Annotated in this window: 8 protein-coding genes, 2 tRNA genes and 3 rRNA genes; 8 read left to right on the top strand and 5 right to left on the bottom strand. The window is 31.7% G+C overall.

Translation table 11 applies throughout. From position 1 onward, the window contains the following. Positions 1-6: 6 nt before the first annotated feature. The 8 genes from cmoA (at position 7) to ACAN_RS00935 (ending at position 10139) form a co-directional block, all read left to right on the top strand. Positions 7-714 carry a carboxy-S-adenosyl-L-methionine synthase CmoA gene (cmoA, locus tag ACAN_RS00970; protein ID WP_099335328.1) on the top strand — a complete coding sequence of 236 codons (708 nt, stop codon included), beginning with the start codon at positions 7-9 and terminating at the stop codon, positions 712-714. A gap of 14 nt (positions 715-728) precedes the next feature. After that, positions 729-1199, top strand: coding sequence for a thioredoxin-dependent thiol peroxidase (bcp, locus tag ACAN_RS00965; protein WP_079580223.1), 471 nt, complete (start codon positions 729-731; stop codon positions 1197-1199). Positions 1200-1210: 11 nt separating this feature from the next. Beyond that, positions 1211-2293 (top strand): plasminogen-binding N-terminal domain-containing protein, encoded by a 1083-nt coding sequence (locus ACAN_RS00960; protein ID WP_099335329.1) that lies wholly within the window; start codon positions 1211-1213, stop codon positions 2291-2293. Next, positions 2293-3681 carry an FAD-binding oxidoreductase gene (locus ACAN_RS00955; protein ID WP_099335330.1) on the top strand — a complete coding sequence of 463 codons (1389 nt, stop codon included), beginning with the start codon at positions 2293-2295 and terminating at the stop codon, positions 3679-3681. The genes ACAN_RS00960 and ACAN_RS00955 overlap by 1 nt, the downstream gene beginning before the upstream one ends. Before the next feature lies 1 nt (position 3682). Next, a complete protein-coding gene (locus ACAN_RS00950; RefSeq protein WP_099335331.1) occupies positions 3683-4480 on the top strand; it encodes a YihY/virulence factor BrkB family protein in 798 nt (265 codons plus the stop codon). Between the two features lie 89 nt (positions 4481-4569). After that, entirely contained in the window at positions 4570-4809 is a 240-nt protein-coding gene (locus ACAN_RS00945) for a hypothetical protein (RefSeq protein WP_099335332.1), read from the top strand. A gap of 20 nt (positions 4810-4829) precedes the next feature. Beyond that, positions 4830-9563, top strand: a complete 4734-nt coding sequence (locus ACAN_RS00940; protein WP_099335333.1) for a diguanylate cyclase domain-containing protein — start codon at positions 4830-4832, stop codon at positions 9561-9563. A gap of 354 nt (positions 9564-9917) precedes the next feature. Next, the gene (locus ACAN_RS00935) at positions 9918-10139 is read left to right on the top strand and encodes a hypothetical protein (protein WP_099335334.1); all 222 of its coding nucleotides are present in this window, start codon (positions 9918-9920) and stop codon (positions 10137-10139) included. Positions 10140-10235: 96 nt separating this feature from the next. On the opposite strand, the gene rrf is transcribed toward ACAN_RS00935, so the two are convergent. From rrf to ACAN_RS00910, 5 genes are all read right to left on the bottom strand, one after another. Continuing rightward, a 5S ribosomal RNA gene (rrf, locus tag ACAN_RS00930) occupies positions 10236-10351 on the bottom strand. A 117-nt stretch (positions 10352-10468) separates the two neighbouring features. Next, positions 10469-13390 (bottom strand): 23S ribosomal RNA (locus ACAN_RS00925). Between the two features lie 236 nt (positions 13391-13626). Then, positions 13627-13702 (bottom strand) — tRNA-Ala (locus tag ACAN_RS00920). Between the two features lie 36 nt (positions 13703-13738). Continuing rightward, positions 13739-13815 (bottom strand) — tRNA-Ile (locus tag ACAN_RS00915). 85 nt (positions 13816-13900) lie between these two features. Beyond that, positions 13901-15415: ribosomal RNA gene (locus ACAN_RS00910) — 16S ribosomal RNA — on the bottom strand. The 16S, 23S and 5S rRNA genes sit together here with 2 tRNA genes alongside, the layout of an rRNA operon. Between the last annotated feature and the right edge of the window lie 235 nt (positions 15416-15650).

Raw genomic sequence — 15650 nt, 5'->3', positions numbered from 1 at the left:
ATACTTATGGTAGATAAAATATTTGAAAAATCGATAAAAAAACAATTCGAGTTTGATGAAGATGTAGCATCTGTATTTGATGATATGCTAAATCGGTCAATTCCTTTTTATAAGCAAATGCAAGAATTAACTATAAATTTTGCACTAAACTATTTAAAAGAAGCTGATACGGTATATGATTTAGGTTGTTCAACAGCTTCAACACTTATAGAATTAGGAAAACAATCAAATGTTGATTTAAATTTAGTAGGTATTGATAACTCAAGTGCAATGCTTTCTAGGGCTTCAAAAAAATGTAAAGCATTTGGTATTGATATAAAACTTAAAAATGAAGATTTACTTGATACATCTTATGATAATGCAAAATTAGTTATCTCAAACTACACTTTGCAGTTTATTAGACCTTTACAAAGAGAAAAACTTATTAAAAAGATATATGATTCTTTAAAAGATGATGGTATTTTTATATTTAGTGAAAAAGTAATATCATCAAACAAAGTTTTAAATAAACAATGCATTGATACATATTATGATTTTAAGAAAAAACAAGGTTATAGTGAATTTGAGATTTCACAAAAAAGAGAAGCATTAGAAAATGTTTTAATACCATATACCGATGATGAAAATAAAAAAATGATATTAGATGCAGGTTTTTCCCACTGTGAAGTACTATTTAAATGGGTAAACTTTGCAACATTTATAGCAATAAAATAAATAAAAGGATTTAAATGTTAGAGATTGGATCAAAAGCACCTGAATTTTGTGCAAAAAATCAAGATGATGTTGAAATTCATTCAAGAGATTTAAAAGGCAAATGGATTGTATTATACTTCTATCCAAAAGATTTAACTCCAGGTTGTACAACTGAAGCTTGTGAGTTTTCAGCTAATGAACCAGAGTTTGATGATTTAGATGCTGTAATTTTAGGAGTAAGCCCTGATGATACTGCAAAACATAGAAAATTTATTGAAAAAAAAGAGTTGACAATTACTCTTTTATCTGATGAAGATAAAAAAATGTGTGAAGACTTTGGTATATGGCAACTTAAAAAATTTATGGGTAAAGAGTATATGGGAGTAGTAAGATCAACATTTATTATTAACCCAGAAGGTGAAATTGCAGCTTTATGGACTAAGGTAAAAGTAAAAGGTCATGTTGAAGCAGTAAAAGAAAAATTAAAACAGTTACAATCAAAATAAGGAATACAATAATGAAAAAAGCTTCAATTAAATTATTATTAGCATCAAGTGCTTTACTATTTGCAAATAGTGTAAGTGCTGATACTACAATTTGCTATAAAAAAGACTGGACAAGTCCTTCAACTATAGAAAAAACTAAACTTGATGGTGGTGTTTGTAAGGGTGAATTGTCATTAATTGATATGAAAAAGAATGGCTGGAAACTAAAAGATATAAAAATAACAAGTTCTGATGAGGGATTAAATTATCAATATGTTTTAACAACTGATGATATAATAAAAGTAGACAATAATGCTGCATTGAAAATTCAAAATCAAAAACCTTTATCTTTTAAAGAGATTAAAACTAGTTTAAAAAATGTTAATAATAAAACTGCTTCTATTAATATTGGAAATTTAAGAGTTGGACAAAGCGGTATAGTTTTAAAAAAATATGAAAATGGACAAAAACTAATCGTATCTAATGCTTATGTTACTAAAACTTCTGAAGACTCTTCTGAAATAAAATTTATTCCATTTATGGATTTAAAACAAAATGCAATACCAACTTCTAATGCAAAACCTAAAAATGGTGATACATTAATTTTAAACTATATGTATGATAAATCACTTTTAATTGCTCCTTCACAAGATGCTTTTCAAGTTGCAAGGGGGAAATTTAGATTAAATACATTTTTACACTCTGATATTTTTGCAGCAAATTTAAAATCGCAAAGAGAACCTTTACCATCGAAAAGTACAATCCAAGATTTTGCAATTGAACAAAATTTAGGAACAATTTTTATTGTAATAAAAAATAAAGCTTATGTAGTTGATACTAAAACATTTGCTATTTTAGATAATTATACTTTAGCTTATAACTATTTAGATACAGAAAAAATGCCTTTTTACACAAGAATTGAGGGTATTGAAGAAGCTCCATTTGCAGGTATAATTAAAAGTATAACTGAGCTTAGTTTCTTAAAAGATATCTTTGGTGATGATGAAAGATCAGAAGAAGAGATTTTGCTTGAGGGTGAAATGAAAAAAGATGAAATAATAAATAAAAATGACATGTATAATGATTATTATAGATCAATTCTAGGATTAAAATAATGATAGATAAAAAACATTTAGAACACTTTGAAAGTATTGTAGGAAGTGAAAATGTAAAAGCTGACAAAGCTCACTTAATTGCTTATTGCTATGATGCTACAAAAGAGAGATTTGAACCAGATGCAGTTGTTTTCCCAAAAGATGAACAAGATGTATCTAAAATATTAAGATATTGTAATGAAGAAAAAATAGTAATTGTTCCAAGAGGTGCAGGTTCAGGATTTACAGGAGGAGCACTTCCATCAAACGGTGGTATTATTTTAAGCTTAGAAAGACATATGAATAAACTACTTGAAATTGATATGGAGAATATGGTAGGTGTTGTTCAACCAGGACTTATAAATATGGAGTTTCAAAAAGCTGTTGAAGAGGTAGGACTATTTTATCCTCCAGATCCGGCAAGTGAACAATATTCAACACTTGGTGGGAATGTAAGTGAAAATGCAGGTGGAATGAGAGCTGCAAAATATGGAATTACAAAAGATTATGTAGTTGCATTAAGAGCTGTTTTACCAAATGGTGAAATAATTACAGCTGGTAAAAAAACAATTAAAGATGTTGCAGGATATAACACTGCTGGTATTTTAATTGCAAGCGAGGGAACACTAGCAGTTATTACAGAAATCACCTTAAAACTAATTCCTAAACCAAAATTTAAACAAACATATATGGGTGTTTTTCCTGATGTAAATAAAGCAATGAATGCAGTATTTAAATCACTTGCAAGTGGAGCAAATCCTGTTGCAATGGAATTTTTAGATGCTTTAGTAATAAAAGCATTAAAACAAAAATTTCCTCAAGTAGAACTACCTCAAAATGCAGGTGGGATTTTAGTTGGAGATGTGGATGGAAGTAGCCAAGCAGAAATAGATTCTCAAATACAAACACTAAAAGATGCATTTGCTGAATATGGTTCAGTAGATTTTATAACTGCAAAAGATGAAGAGCACTCAAGTGCATTATGGTTTGCAAGAAAGAATGCTAGTCCTGCAACAGCTATTTATGGAACAAAAAAACTAAATGAAGACATTTCAGTTCCAAGAAGTAAATTACCAATAGCTCTTGATGAGATTTACAAAATTGGGGAAAAATACGGATTCAATGTTCCTTGTTTTGGCCATGCAGGTGATGGAAATATTCATGTAAATGTAATGGTTAAAGACAAAACAAATGAAAAAGAGATGGAAGATGGTCATAAAGCTATTGAAGAGATTTTCCAACTTGTTGTAGATATGGGTGGAACATTAAGTGGAGAGCATGGAATTGGACTTTCAAAAGCACCTTTTATGAACATTGCATTTAATGAAGCTGAACTTGAACTATTTAGAAGTATCAAAAAAGCTTTTGATCCAAATAATATTTTAAATCCTTTTAAAATGGGTTTATAAAATGGAAAAACAAAGTCTTGTAACACAATATTCTAAAAAGTTTATTAAGTTACTTGACTCATTTTTTAATGATGATACAACATATTATGCTGCAAGTCTTAGTTTTTTCACAATATTTTCTATATTACCAATAATTACTCTTTTAATAGCAATTATTTCAACAATGGAGATATTTCAAAGTTATTTAAATATCTTTATAACAAATATATTTGATATCTTAAATCCTACACACTCACAAGACTTTATAAATTCATTTAAAAATTTCATATCAAATTCTACTAAATTAGGTTATATAGGAATTATATATATGTTTTTTGTATTTATTATGTTTTTTAAAGATTATGAATATATTATTAATAAAATACATAAAGCTAAAAGAAGACCAATGTATAAACTTTTTTTTCTTTATTTAATCTTCTTAGTTGCTCTTCCTTTTTTATTTACTATATCAGATATTATTTTATCTTTATATAATAACTCTATTGTAAATAGTATAACTGTATTTACTATTGCATGGTTTATATTTTTCTTACTTTTTAAATTTAGTATAAATAAGTTTATATATAAAAAAGCTGCATTAATTTCATCGTTTTTTACTCTTGTAATATTATCTATTACTAAAAATCTGTTTGTCTATTATGTAATATATAATAAAACTTACTCAACTATATATGGTTCATTATCAACACTACTTTTTTCTTTTTTTTGGATTTATATTTCTTGGATTATCTATCTTTATGGAATTAAAATGTGCTATAGATTAAATTTAAAAGAAAAATATAAAAAAATACACTCTTAATTTTAAACTATAATAATTTTACTTAATTATATTTTGTAAAATATAATAAAGTTTAATTTAACTAAAATAATCAAAAACTAAGGTTTATTTTGATTACTAAAAACTATAAACTATTAAGAAAACTAGAATTAAAAAAAGAGTTTGATTTTTTCCTAGCAGAAGAACTTAATAATAAAGAAGAAGTTTTTATAAAAGCCAATAAAGAGTTTTTAACTGATCAAAGAAGTTTAGAAAACTTGGAAAATGAATTCTTAATTTTAAAAAATTTAAAACATGAAAATATTATTGAAGTAAAAGATTTTCAAAACAAAATAATAAATGCTTTTTAGTTTTAAATAGTTTTAATCAAATGACTTTGAAATTAAAAATTGAAAATAAAAAGCTAGACTTATATAGTTTTTTAAGTATTGCAATTAATCTTTGTGAAGTTTGCTACTATTTACATGAAAAAAATATCATCTATCAAAACTTCACAACTAGTTCTATTCTTATAAATGAAAGAACAAATGAAATTAAACTTTTCGATTTTTCAGAATCTAAAGAGATATCTAAAATAAAAAGTATTAAAAAAACAACTAATAATACAGATATATACAAAGCTCCTGAACAAACAAGTAGAATAAATTTTTCAATTACTGAACAAACAGATATATACTCATTAGGAATAGTTTTCTACGAGATGTTATCAGGAGTTGTTCCTTATGATTCAAAAGATTTACTCTCACTATCTCATACAATTATTACAAAAGAGTTTCTATCTTTGAGTGAACTTGATTTTAAAATACCAAAAATCATATCAAATGTAATCGAAAAAATGATTCAAAAAAATCCTATTGATAGATATAGTAATATCTTATCTGTTTTAATAGATTTAAAAAAAATAAAAGATCAATTTTTAAAAGATAAGAGCTTTTGCACATTTGAAATAGATCAATTTCAAAAAAACTTTCTAATTAATAGCACTAAAAAACTATTTGGAAGAGAAGAAGAATTAGAAGAATTAAAAAAATCAATAAAGAATATAGATAATAAGCTACTAATTATAAAAGGTGCTTCAGGAGTAGGTAAAACATCATTTGTAAAAACAGCTTTACAGCTTTCAAATATAGGTACATCTAATTTATTGGAAATAAAGCTAGACAACTATAAACAAAATATTTCTTACAAATTTTTATATGAGAAAATAAGAGAATTTTCAAAACAATTATTAACAAAAGACTCATATACTCTAAATTCATGGAAAGAGAATATATCAAATTCACTTGGTAGTGAGGCAAAAATACTTTATGAACTAATTCCAGAATTAAAAATTATTTTAAATGATAATAGTAATAAAACAATAAATAATGAAGAGGTATCAAAAATAAAGTTTGATAACTATTTATTTAAATATTTACAACTATTTGCAACAAAAAAATCTCCTTTACTTATTTTTATTGATGATATGCAATGGAGTGATGAAATTACAAGAACTTGGTTAGAAACTTCCCTTTATCAATTAAAAAACACTGTTACAATTATTACATATAGAGATAATGAGGTAAAAGAGAATTCAAGATTATATAAACTTTTAAACAAATTAAAAAAAGATGATATCAAATTAAAAACATTTCATTTAAAACCTTTAAAACTTGAAGATATAAAAAATATACTAAAAACAAATATAAAACTAGAAAATGATGATGAAGTAGCAAAACTAATCTTTAGGAAAACCTCAGGAAATTGTTTTTTTATTATTCAGCTTTTAAAACAATTATTAGATGAAGAAATTATATATTTTAATTATAAACAGTTCAAATGGAAGTGTGATTTAAATCAATTAAATACAATTTCAGCAAGTAATAATATTATAGAACTATTAGAGAATAAAATAAATAAACTTGATAAAGAAGAAAATAGATTATTAAAGATAGCTTCTTGTATTGGAAATAAATTTGATGAAGAGCTTTTAAAAAATATCTATAATGATGATATAAACTTTAAACAAACACTAAATAAAACTATTTTAAATGAATGGATTGTAAAAAGTAAAAATATAAATAATTATGAGTATGAGAAATATAAATTTTCCCATGACAGAATACAACAAGTTATATATAATTCTATAATATTAAGTGAAAGAAGTTCATATCATAAAAAGATTGCAGATTCTATGTTAAGCTTAAATTTACATAAGAAAAATAATGATTATTTAACTTATATAAATCATTATAATAATGCAAGAACCCTTTTTAAAACAAAAGAGCAAAAAGATTATTTAGCAACACTTAATTATAAAGCTTCAATTAATGCAAGAGAAAATGCAGATTTTATTATGGCACTAAAATATATGAAAGAGGCATTAAATCTTTATAGTGATATAAAATCAAAAGATAATTATAGTGAAATATTAAAAGATTATGCAATTTGTGAACATATGGTTCTAAATAAAAAAACTGCGCTAAAATATTATAATAAGGCTATTTATGTAGCTATAACAAATCTTGAAAAAGCATATATTTATGAACAAATAATAAAACTTTATTCTGATTTTTCAGAGTTTAAGAATGCTTACGAAACAGGAAAAGAGGCTTTAGAACTATTTGACTTAAATATACCAAAAGAGTTTAGCAAAGTTATGTACACAAAAGACTCTATATACTTAAAGTATAAACTAAAAAGCAAAAATCCAAATAGTTTACTTTCATTACCCCAAGCAAAAGATGAAAAAATAGTAATTATGATAAAATTACTCTCTGCTTTATTAAAAGCTGCATATCAAATCGATCCAAAGCTTTGTGTACTTGTATCAATGAAATTAGTAAAATTGTGTTTAAAACATGGAGATACAAAAGATGCAGTTATTGGATTTATGGTTTTTGGAGTTATTTTCCAAGGAGCTATAAAACAAAACCACAAATTAGGTTATAAATATGCAAACCTCTCTTTAGATATGATAAAAAAATATAATAATACTACTTTATACCCTGAAGTTAATTTTGTATCTGGCTATTTTGCATTTTCATGGCTGTTGCCAACTGCAATAACTGAACAAAAATGGTTTGAATCATATAACAAAGGTTTATTAATAGGTGATCTTTTTCATAGTGGCTGTGCAGCAGCAGGAATTATACAAAGTATGTTTTTAAGAGGTGTTTGCTTAGATAATATTAACAAACAAATTGAGATATTTGAAAAAACTCTTAAAAGAATAAAAGCATATGAACAATTAGGGGCTATTTTAAGTGTAAAACAAACAATAGCTAATTTAAAAGCACAAACAATAGATAAAAAATCTTTCTGTAATAAATATTTTGATGAAGATGAGTATGTGAAAAGTTTAGAAAACTATAACTCATTACACTTTGCGCACTACTATTATATTAATAAAACTATTACATTATTTATTCATGAAGATTATAAACAAGCCTATGAATATTATTTACAAAGTAAAAGATTTCTTGAAGTTTCTAAAGGCACAATACATGCCCTAGAGCACTACTTTTATGAATCATTAATATTTTCAAATTTATATGAAAAAGTAAATGATGGCTTAAAAAAAAGATATCTTAATACAATCAAAAAAAATTTATTAGAGTTTGAAAAATATAGTTTAGAGTGTCCAGAAAACTTTTTAGTAAGAAAGAATTTAATAAAAGCAGAAATATATAGAATTGAAAATAAAATTAATGAAGCATTTAAATATTTTGAAAAAGCCATTGAAGCAGCAGAAATTTATTCGCAAACTCATTTAATAGCTATAGCAAATAGATTATTATCAAATATCTATAAAAAAATCAATCAAGAAAGAGTATCGAAACTTTTAAAAAAACAAGAACAAGAAGCTCTTGTGCAATGGGGTGTTTTAATAAAAAACTCTTCAACTAGCAGTAATAACTCTTCTGAATCAATTAACTTTAATACTTTAACAAAAGCTGCTGAAGCTATTGTTAAAGAGCAAAAATTACCTAATTTGTTAAAAAATTTATTACACATTATACTTGAAAAATCTGGCGCACAATATGCAAATGTATTACTTGAAGATAATAACAAGTATTACATTCAAGCTACTGCGTCATATAAATCAATAAATATTGATGTAATGCAAAATATTGAGTTTGAGAAATCAAACAATATTGTACATAATGTAATTAATTATGTTTTAAGAACTAAGAAACCCATTGTAATTGATGATTTAAATAGTAATTCAATTTTTATAAAAGAAAATGATGCCATTAATAGAGGAGTTAAATCTGTTTTATGTTTGCCTTTAATTTTTCATAATAAAGTAAGAGGACTAATCTATTTAGAAAACAATGCAATGTCAGGAGTATTTTCAAAAGAACAAATTGAATTATTAAAACATTTAAGTGGTCAAATTGCCATTTCAATTGAAAATGCAATAATGTACAAAAATCTTGAGCAAAAAGTAGCTGAAAGAACAAAAGCTTTAGATAAAAAAAATGATGAACTAGAAAATCAAAATATAAAATTACAAGTTCAAAATAGAAAAATTTTAGAACTGAATTCAGATATCATAAAAGAGAATGAAAAAAGAAAAGAAGTAGAAAAAGAGCTTCAAGAAGCAGTAAAAAAATTAGATATGCTTGCAACTGTTGATTCACTTACAAATATTAAAAATAGAAGAGTTTTTGATACTTATATAGAACAAGAGTGCGCAAGAGTTCAAAGAACAAATGAAAGCTTATGTTTAATTATGTGTGATATTGATTATTTTAAGTTATATAATGATTATTATGGACATTTTCAAGGAGATGAATGTTTAAAATATGTTGCAAAAATTTTAAATGACAATCTAAAAAGAACTAATGATTTAGTTGCAAGATATGGTGGAGAAGAATTTGCCATAATTTTACCTAATACTTCTATTGAAAATGCACATAAAATTGCAACTGAAATTAAAAGTAATATTGATAATCTTAAAATTGCACATGAAAAATCTAAAGTTAGCACTTACATAACTTTAAGTATGGGTATTGCTTCATCTAAAGAAATAAAAAATATTACTCCAAAGAATTTAATAAAATTAGCAGATGAAAAATTATATTTAGCAAAAAATAAAGGTAGAAATCAAATTATATAATAAAGATGCAAAAGGAGAAACAGCTTGGAAAAAAATAGTTCCATTAGGTGCAATTTGGGGAAATGATCCAACAATAAATTCAGCTAAATACCCCTCTAAAGAATTAAATCAAACATATATAAATCCAAATGCACCTAAATTTGCAAAAGTTACATTAGGCTATGGGAAAAGACTATCAGGTCCTTTTGATATTGCAGTAAAATATGATGTAAAAGTAGATGATAAAATAGTAAAAAAACTAAGAAGCTCATCATGTTTAAGTTGCCATGGAACATCAAGTTATGTACCTTATGATTCTAATATGATTACATTTTTTTATCCAGTAAAAAAATCACTGAAGATGGAACATGGAATATGCATAGACCTGGATCAAAACAATGGAACCAGTGGTTTCAAAATAGATGGGGAGATAAACCACAAAGTAAACAAAAAGATGTAATAGCACTTGATTATAGCACTTTTTTAGAACAAGCATTAATGAACTTTGCTGCTGATTATAGTCATGATAATAATTTAAATAATGAAGAATACTTTAAAAAGTGGAGAAAATATAAAAGAGAAGCATTAAGACATTAAAACTATAAAAAATATAGGATAAAAAAGACAAAAAAAAGCCCATAACTAAGATAACTTAAATAAGTTAAAATAGATAAGGGCTTGTAAAAACTCAAGAGCTGGCAGAGGCCTACGTTTCCACACCTGAAAGGTGCAGTATTATCAGCGCAGAAGTGCTTGACTTCCAGGTTCGGTATGGATCTGGGTATTTCCACTTCGCTATATCCACCAGCAATATGAGTATACAATGAATTTTATTATTCACTCTATACTCATATTTTGAGTATATTAATGTTAAAGTCTCTTTGAACACAACTTTAGTAAACTTAATAAGATAGTAAACCAAGTATAATAATAAGCCGAACGATCTATTAGTACTAGTCAGCTAAACATATCTCTATGCTTACACATCTAGCCTATCAACCAGTTAGTCTTACTGGGATCTTCAGGGAAAGTTCATCTTGAAGTTGGCTTCGAGCTTAGATGCTTTCAGCTCTTATCTCATCCGTACGTAGCTACCCAACGATGCTCTTGGCAGAACAATTGGTACACCAGTGGTACGTTCATCCCGGTCCTCTCGTACTAGGGACAAATCTTCTCAACTTTCCTACGCCCACGGAAGATAGGGACCGAACTGTCTCACGACGTTCTGAACCCAGCTCGCGTACCGCTTTAAATGGCGAACAGCCATACCCTTGGGACCTGCTCCAGCCCCAGGATGCGATGAGCCGACATCGAGGTGCCAAACCTCCCCGTCGATGTGAGCTCTTGGGGGAGATCAGCCTGTTATCCCCGGCGTACCTTTTATCCTTTGAGCGATGGCCCTTCCACTCAGAACCACCGGATCACTATGACCGACTTTCGTCTCTGCTCGAGTTGTCTCTCTCACAGTCAAGCTAGTTTATGCCATTATACTCATCAGGCGATTTCCATCCGCCTTGAACTAACCTTTGTAAGCCTCCGTTACTTTTTAGGAGGCGACCGCCCCAGTCAAACTACCCACCAGACATTGTCCTGATACAAGTTTATTGTACGCAGTTAGTAACTCAAATATTCAAGGGTGGTATCTCAAGGATGGCTCATACTCTACTTGCGTCTAGTAATCAAAGCCTCCCACCTATCCTGCACATGAATATCCAAGCTACAGTGTCAAGCTGTAGTAAAGGTGCACGGGGTCTTTCCGTCTTTCCGCGGGTAGGAGGAATTTTCACCTCCACTACAATTTCACTGGATCCCTGGTTGAGACAGCTCCCATCTCGTTACGCCATTCATGCAGGTCGGTATTTAACCGACAAGGAATTTCGCTACCTTAGGACCGTTATAGTTACGGCCGCCGTTTACTCGGGCTTCGATCAAATGCTTCGCTTACGCTTACATCATCAATTAACCTTCGAGCACCGGGCAGGCGTCACACCTTATACATCCACTTACGTGTTAGCAAAGTGCTGTGTTTTTGGTAAACAGTCGGGAGGGACTCTTTGTTGCAACCTCTTAGGCTTTTGAGAGTAAATCTCTATACCAAAGTAGGCACACCTTATACCGAAGATACGGTGCTAGTTTGCAGAGTTCCTTAACCAGGGTTCTTCCACGCGCCTTAGAATACTCATCCCACCTACCTGTGTCGGTTTACGGTACGGGCAACAATTAATATACTTAGTGGCTTTTCTTGGCACGACAGTATCATCGATTCTAAACGCTCTCCGAAGAGATTGTTCAGCCTATCAGATCTCGGTCTCTTGTAATCCGGATTTACCTAAATTACAACCTACGTCCTTCGACCCACTATTCCATCAGTGAGCTCGATTAACTCTATGCGTCCCCACATCGCGCTTAATTGTTGGTATTGGAATATTAACCAATTTCCCATCGTCTACCCCTTTCGGACTCGACTTAGGACCCGACTAACCCTACGATGACGAGCATCGCGTAGGAAACCTTGGGTTTTCGGCGTTAAGGATTCTCACCTTAATTATCGCTACTCATGCCTGCATGCTCACTTCTATCCGCTCCACTGCTCCTTACCGGTACAGCTTCGACGCTGAATAGAACGCTCTCCTACCACTCATAATAAATTATGAATCTAAAGCTTCGGTGTACATCTTAGCCCCGTTATATTTTCCGCGCAGAATCACTAGACCAGTGAGCTGTTACGCTTTCTTTAAAGGATGGCTGCTTCTAAGCCAACCTCCTGGTTGTCACAGTAACTCCACATCGTTTTCCACTTAGATGTAACTTTGGGACCTTAGCTGTTAGTCTGGGTTGTTCCCCTCTCGACATAGGATTTTATCACCCTACGCCTGACTCCCTAGCTTACACATGTAGTATTCGAAGTTTGATAGGGTTTGGTACCGCGGTAAGCAGCCCTAGCCCATTCAGTGCTCTACCCCTACATGCTACTACTAGAGGCTATACCTAAATATATTTCGGAGAGAACCAGCTATCACGAAGTTTGATTGGCCTTTCACCCCTATCCACAGGTCATCCGGGGGCTTTTCAACGCCCATCGGTTCGGTCCTCCACTGGCTCTTACACCAGCTTCAACCTGCCCATGGATAGATCACTTCGTTTCGGGTCTGCAGCATCTGACTAATTCGCCTTTTAAGACTCGCTTTCGCTACGGCTTCGTACTTGACTTAACCTTGCCAGATACCACAACTCGCAGGCTCATTATGCAAAAGGCAGTCCATCACCCTGTGAATAAATTCACATAGGGCTCTGAATGATTGTAAGCTAATGGTTTCAGGTTCTATTTCACTCTCCTCGCTGGAGTACTTTTCACCTTTCCCTCACGGTACTTGTTCACTATCGATCTGTAAGTAGTATTTAGGGTTGGAGGGTGGTCCCCCCGGATTCAGACAAAATATCACGTGTTCCGTCCTACTCAGGATACCATTAGAGCTATTGATAATTTCGTATACAGGAGTTTCACCCTCTTTGCTATACCTTTCCAGATATTTCTACTATTATCTTTAGTCTCATATTATGGTCCTTCAACCCCCTATGCAAGCATAGGGTTTGCCCTTCTCCCATTTCGCTCGCCGCTACTTTGGGAATCTCTTTTGATTTCTCTTCCTATGGTTACTGAGATGTTTCACTTCACCACGTTAGCCCCCATTTCTGGGTAATATATATCTCTATATATTGGGTTGTCCCATTCGGATATTCACGAATCAATGCTTCTTGACAGCTCCTCGTGACTTTTCGCAGTCTAGTACGTCCTTCTTCGCCTCTTACAGTCTAGGCATCCACCATTAGCCCTTAATAGCTTATTTTTTTAATTAGATCTTACTCTAACCTTTTTTGATAATTATTCCTTGGCTACTATCTTATTAAATTTAATAAAATAGTTGTGTTCTTCTTTTCTTTCTTGAAATTGCTTTCTTTTCTTAGAAAAATTTTTGACTTTAACATTATATTTTTAAATAACTTCTTTAATCTTCTCATCTCTGAAAAAATTAAATATAAATCCAATATTTATTGAACTTATATTTAACTTCTTCTTGTTTGTTGGTGGAGAATAGCGGGATCGAACCGCTGACCTCCTGCGTGCAAGGCAGGCGCTCTCCCAGCTGAGCTAATTCCCCAACTTTTTAATCTCTTCTTTTAAGATTATTTAATCATGGTGGGCCTACCAGGACTTGAACCTGGGACCTCACGATTATCAGTCGAGCGCTCTAGCCAGCTGAGCTATAGGCCCTCTCACCTATCTTTTAAATAACCTTTATAAACTGAATATATATTGACTTTGATTAAGAGTTTTGACTCTCTTAATCTTTTCTCTGAAAGGAGGTGATCCAACCGCAGGTTCTCCTACGGTTACCTTGTTACGACTTCACCCCAGTCGCTAATTCCACTGTGGAGGGTAGCTATCTTAGCATCCCCGCTTCGAGTGAAATCAACTCCCATGGTGTGACGGGCGGTGAGTACAAGACCCGGGAACGTATTCACCGTAGCATTGCTGATCTACGATTACTAGCGATTCCAACTTCATGTAGTCGAGTTGCAGACTACAATCCGAACTGGGAGGTATTTTTTAGATTTGCTCCACATCACTGTATCGCTGCTCTTTGTATACCCCATTGTAGCACGTGTGTAGCCCTGGTCGTAAGGGCCATGATGACTTGACGTCGTCCTCACCTTCCTCCTACTTGCGTAGGCAGTCTCATTAGAGTTCTCACCCGAAGTGTTAGCAACTAATGACGAGGGTTGCGCTCGTTGCGGGACTTAACCCAACATCTCACGACACGAGCTGACGACAGCCGTGCAGCACCTGTATATAAGTTTCTGCAAGCAGACACCCATCTATCTCTAAATGGTTCTTACTATGTCAAGACCAGGTAAGGTTCTTCGCGTATCGTCGAATTAAACCACATGCTCCACCGCTTGTGCGGGTCCCCGTCTATTCCTTTGAGTTTTAATCTTGCGACCGTACTCCCCAGGCGGTACACTTAATGTGTTAACTGCATTACTGCTATGTCGAGCATAGCAACAACTAGTGTACATCGTTTAGGGCGTGGACTACCAGGGTATCTAATCCTGTTTGCTCCCCACGCTTTCGCGTCTCAGCGTCAGTTATGTTCCAGTAGATCGCCTTCGCAATCGGTATTCCTTCTGATCTCTACGGATTTTACCCCTACACCAGAAATTCCATCTACCTCTCCCATACTCTAGATAGACAGTTTCAAAAGCAGTTCAATAGTTAAGCTATTGGATTTCACTTCTGACTTATCTATCCGCCTACACGCTCTTTACGCCCAGTGATTCCGAGTAACGCTTGCACCCTCCGTATTACCGCGGCTGCTGGCACGGAGTTAGCCGGTGCTTATTCATATAATACCGTCATTATCTTCTTATATAAAAGGAGTTTACGCACCGAAATGTGTCATCCTCCACGCGGCGTTGCTGCATCAGGGTTTCCCCCATTGTGCAATATTCCCCACTGCTGCCTCCCGTAGGAGTCTGGACCGTGTCTCAGTTCCAGTGTGACTGATCATCCTCTCAAACCAGTTAAGCGTCATTGACTTGGTGAGCTATTACCTCACCAACTATCTGATACTGTACAGGCCGATCTTCAAGCTATAAATATTTCCCTTGCATACTTTCGCATTAAAGGCATATGGGGTTTTAGCAGACGTTTCCATCTGTTATCCCCCTCTTGAAGGCACGTTACCTATATATTACTCACCCGTGCGCCACTTAGCTGACAGATTAGCAAGCTAATCCCGTTCTCGTTCGACTTGCATGTGTTAAGCACGCCGCCAGCGTTCACTCTGAGCCAGGATCAAACTCTCCATAAAGTGTTTGTTCTCTGACTAATTATGTATTTCTATACAAAATTAATTACTCATTGTTTTATCATACTTTATGTATGATATTATAGACGAAGAATTTGTATTCTTCTTATTTTTTTGTCATATATATATTCAGTTTATAAAAGTTACTTCTCTTACAAACTTACTTTGTGTTAAAGAACTCAATCTCATCTTTAGCTCTCAATCTCTTGTTTGCCTCAGCGAATTTGGACGGGAATTA

Origin of the sequence: Malaciobacter canalis, assembly GCF_008000835.1 — a bacterium.
GTDB classification, from domain to species: Bacteria; Campylobacterota; Campylobacteria; order Campylobacterales; family Arcobacteraceae; genus Malaciobacter; species Malaciobacter canalis.
This window is presented reverse-complemented; position numbering and strand designations above follow the sequence as displayed.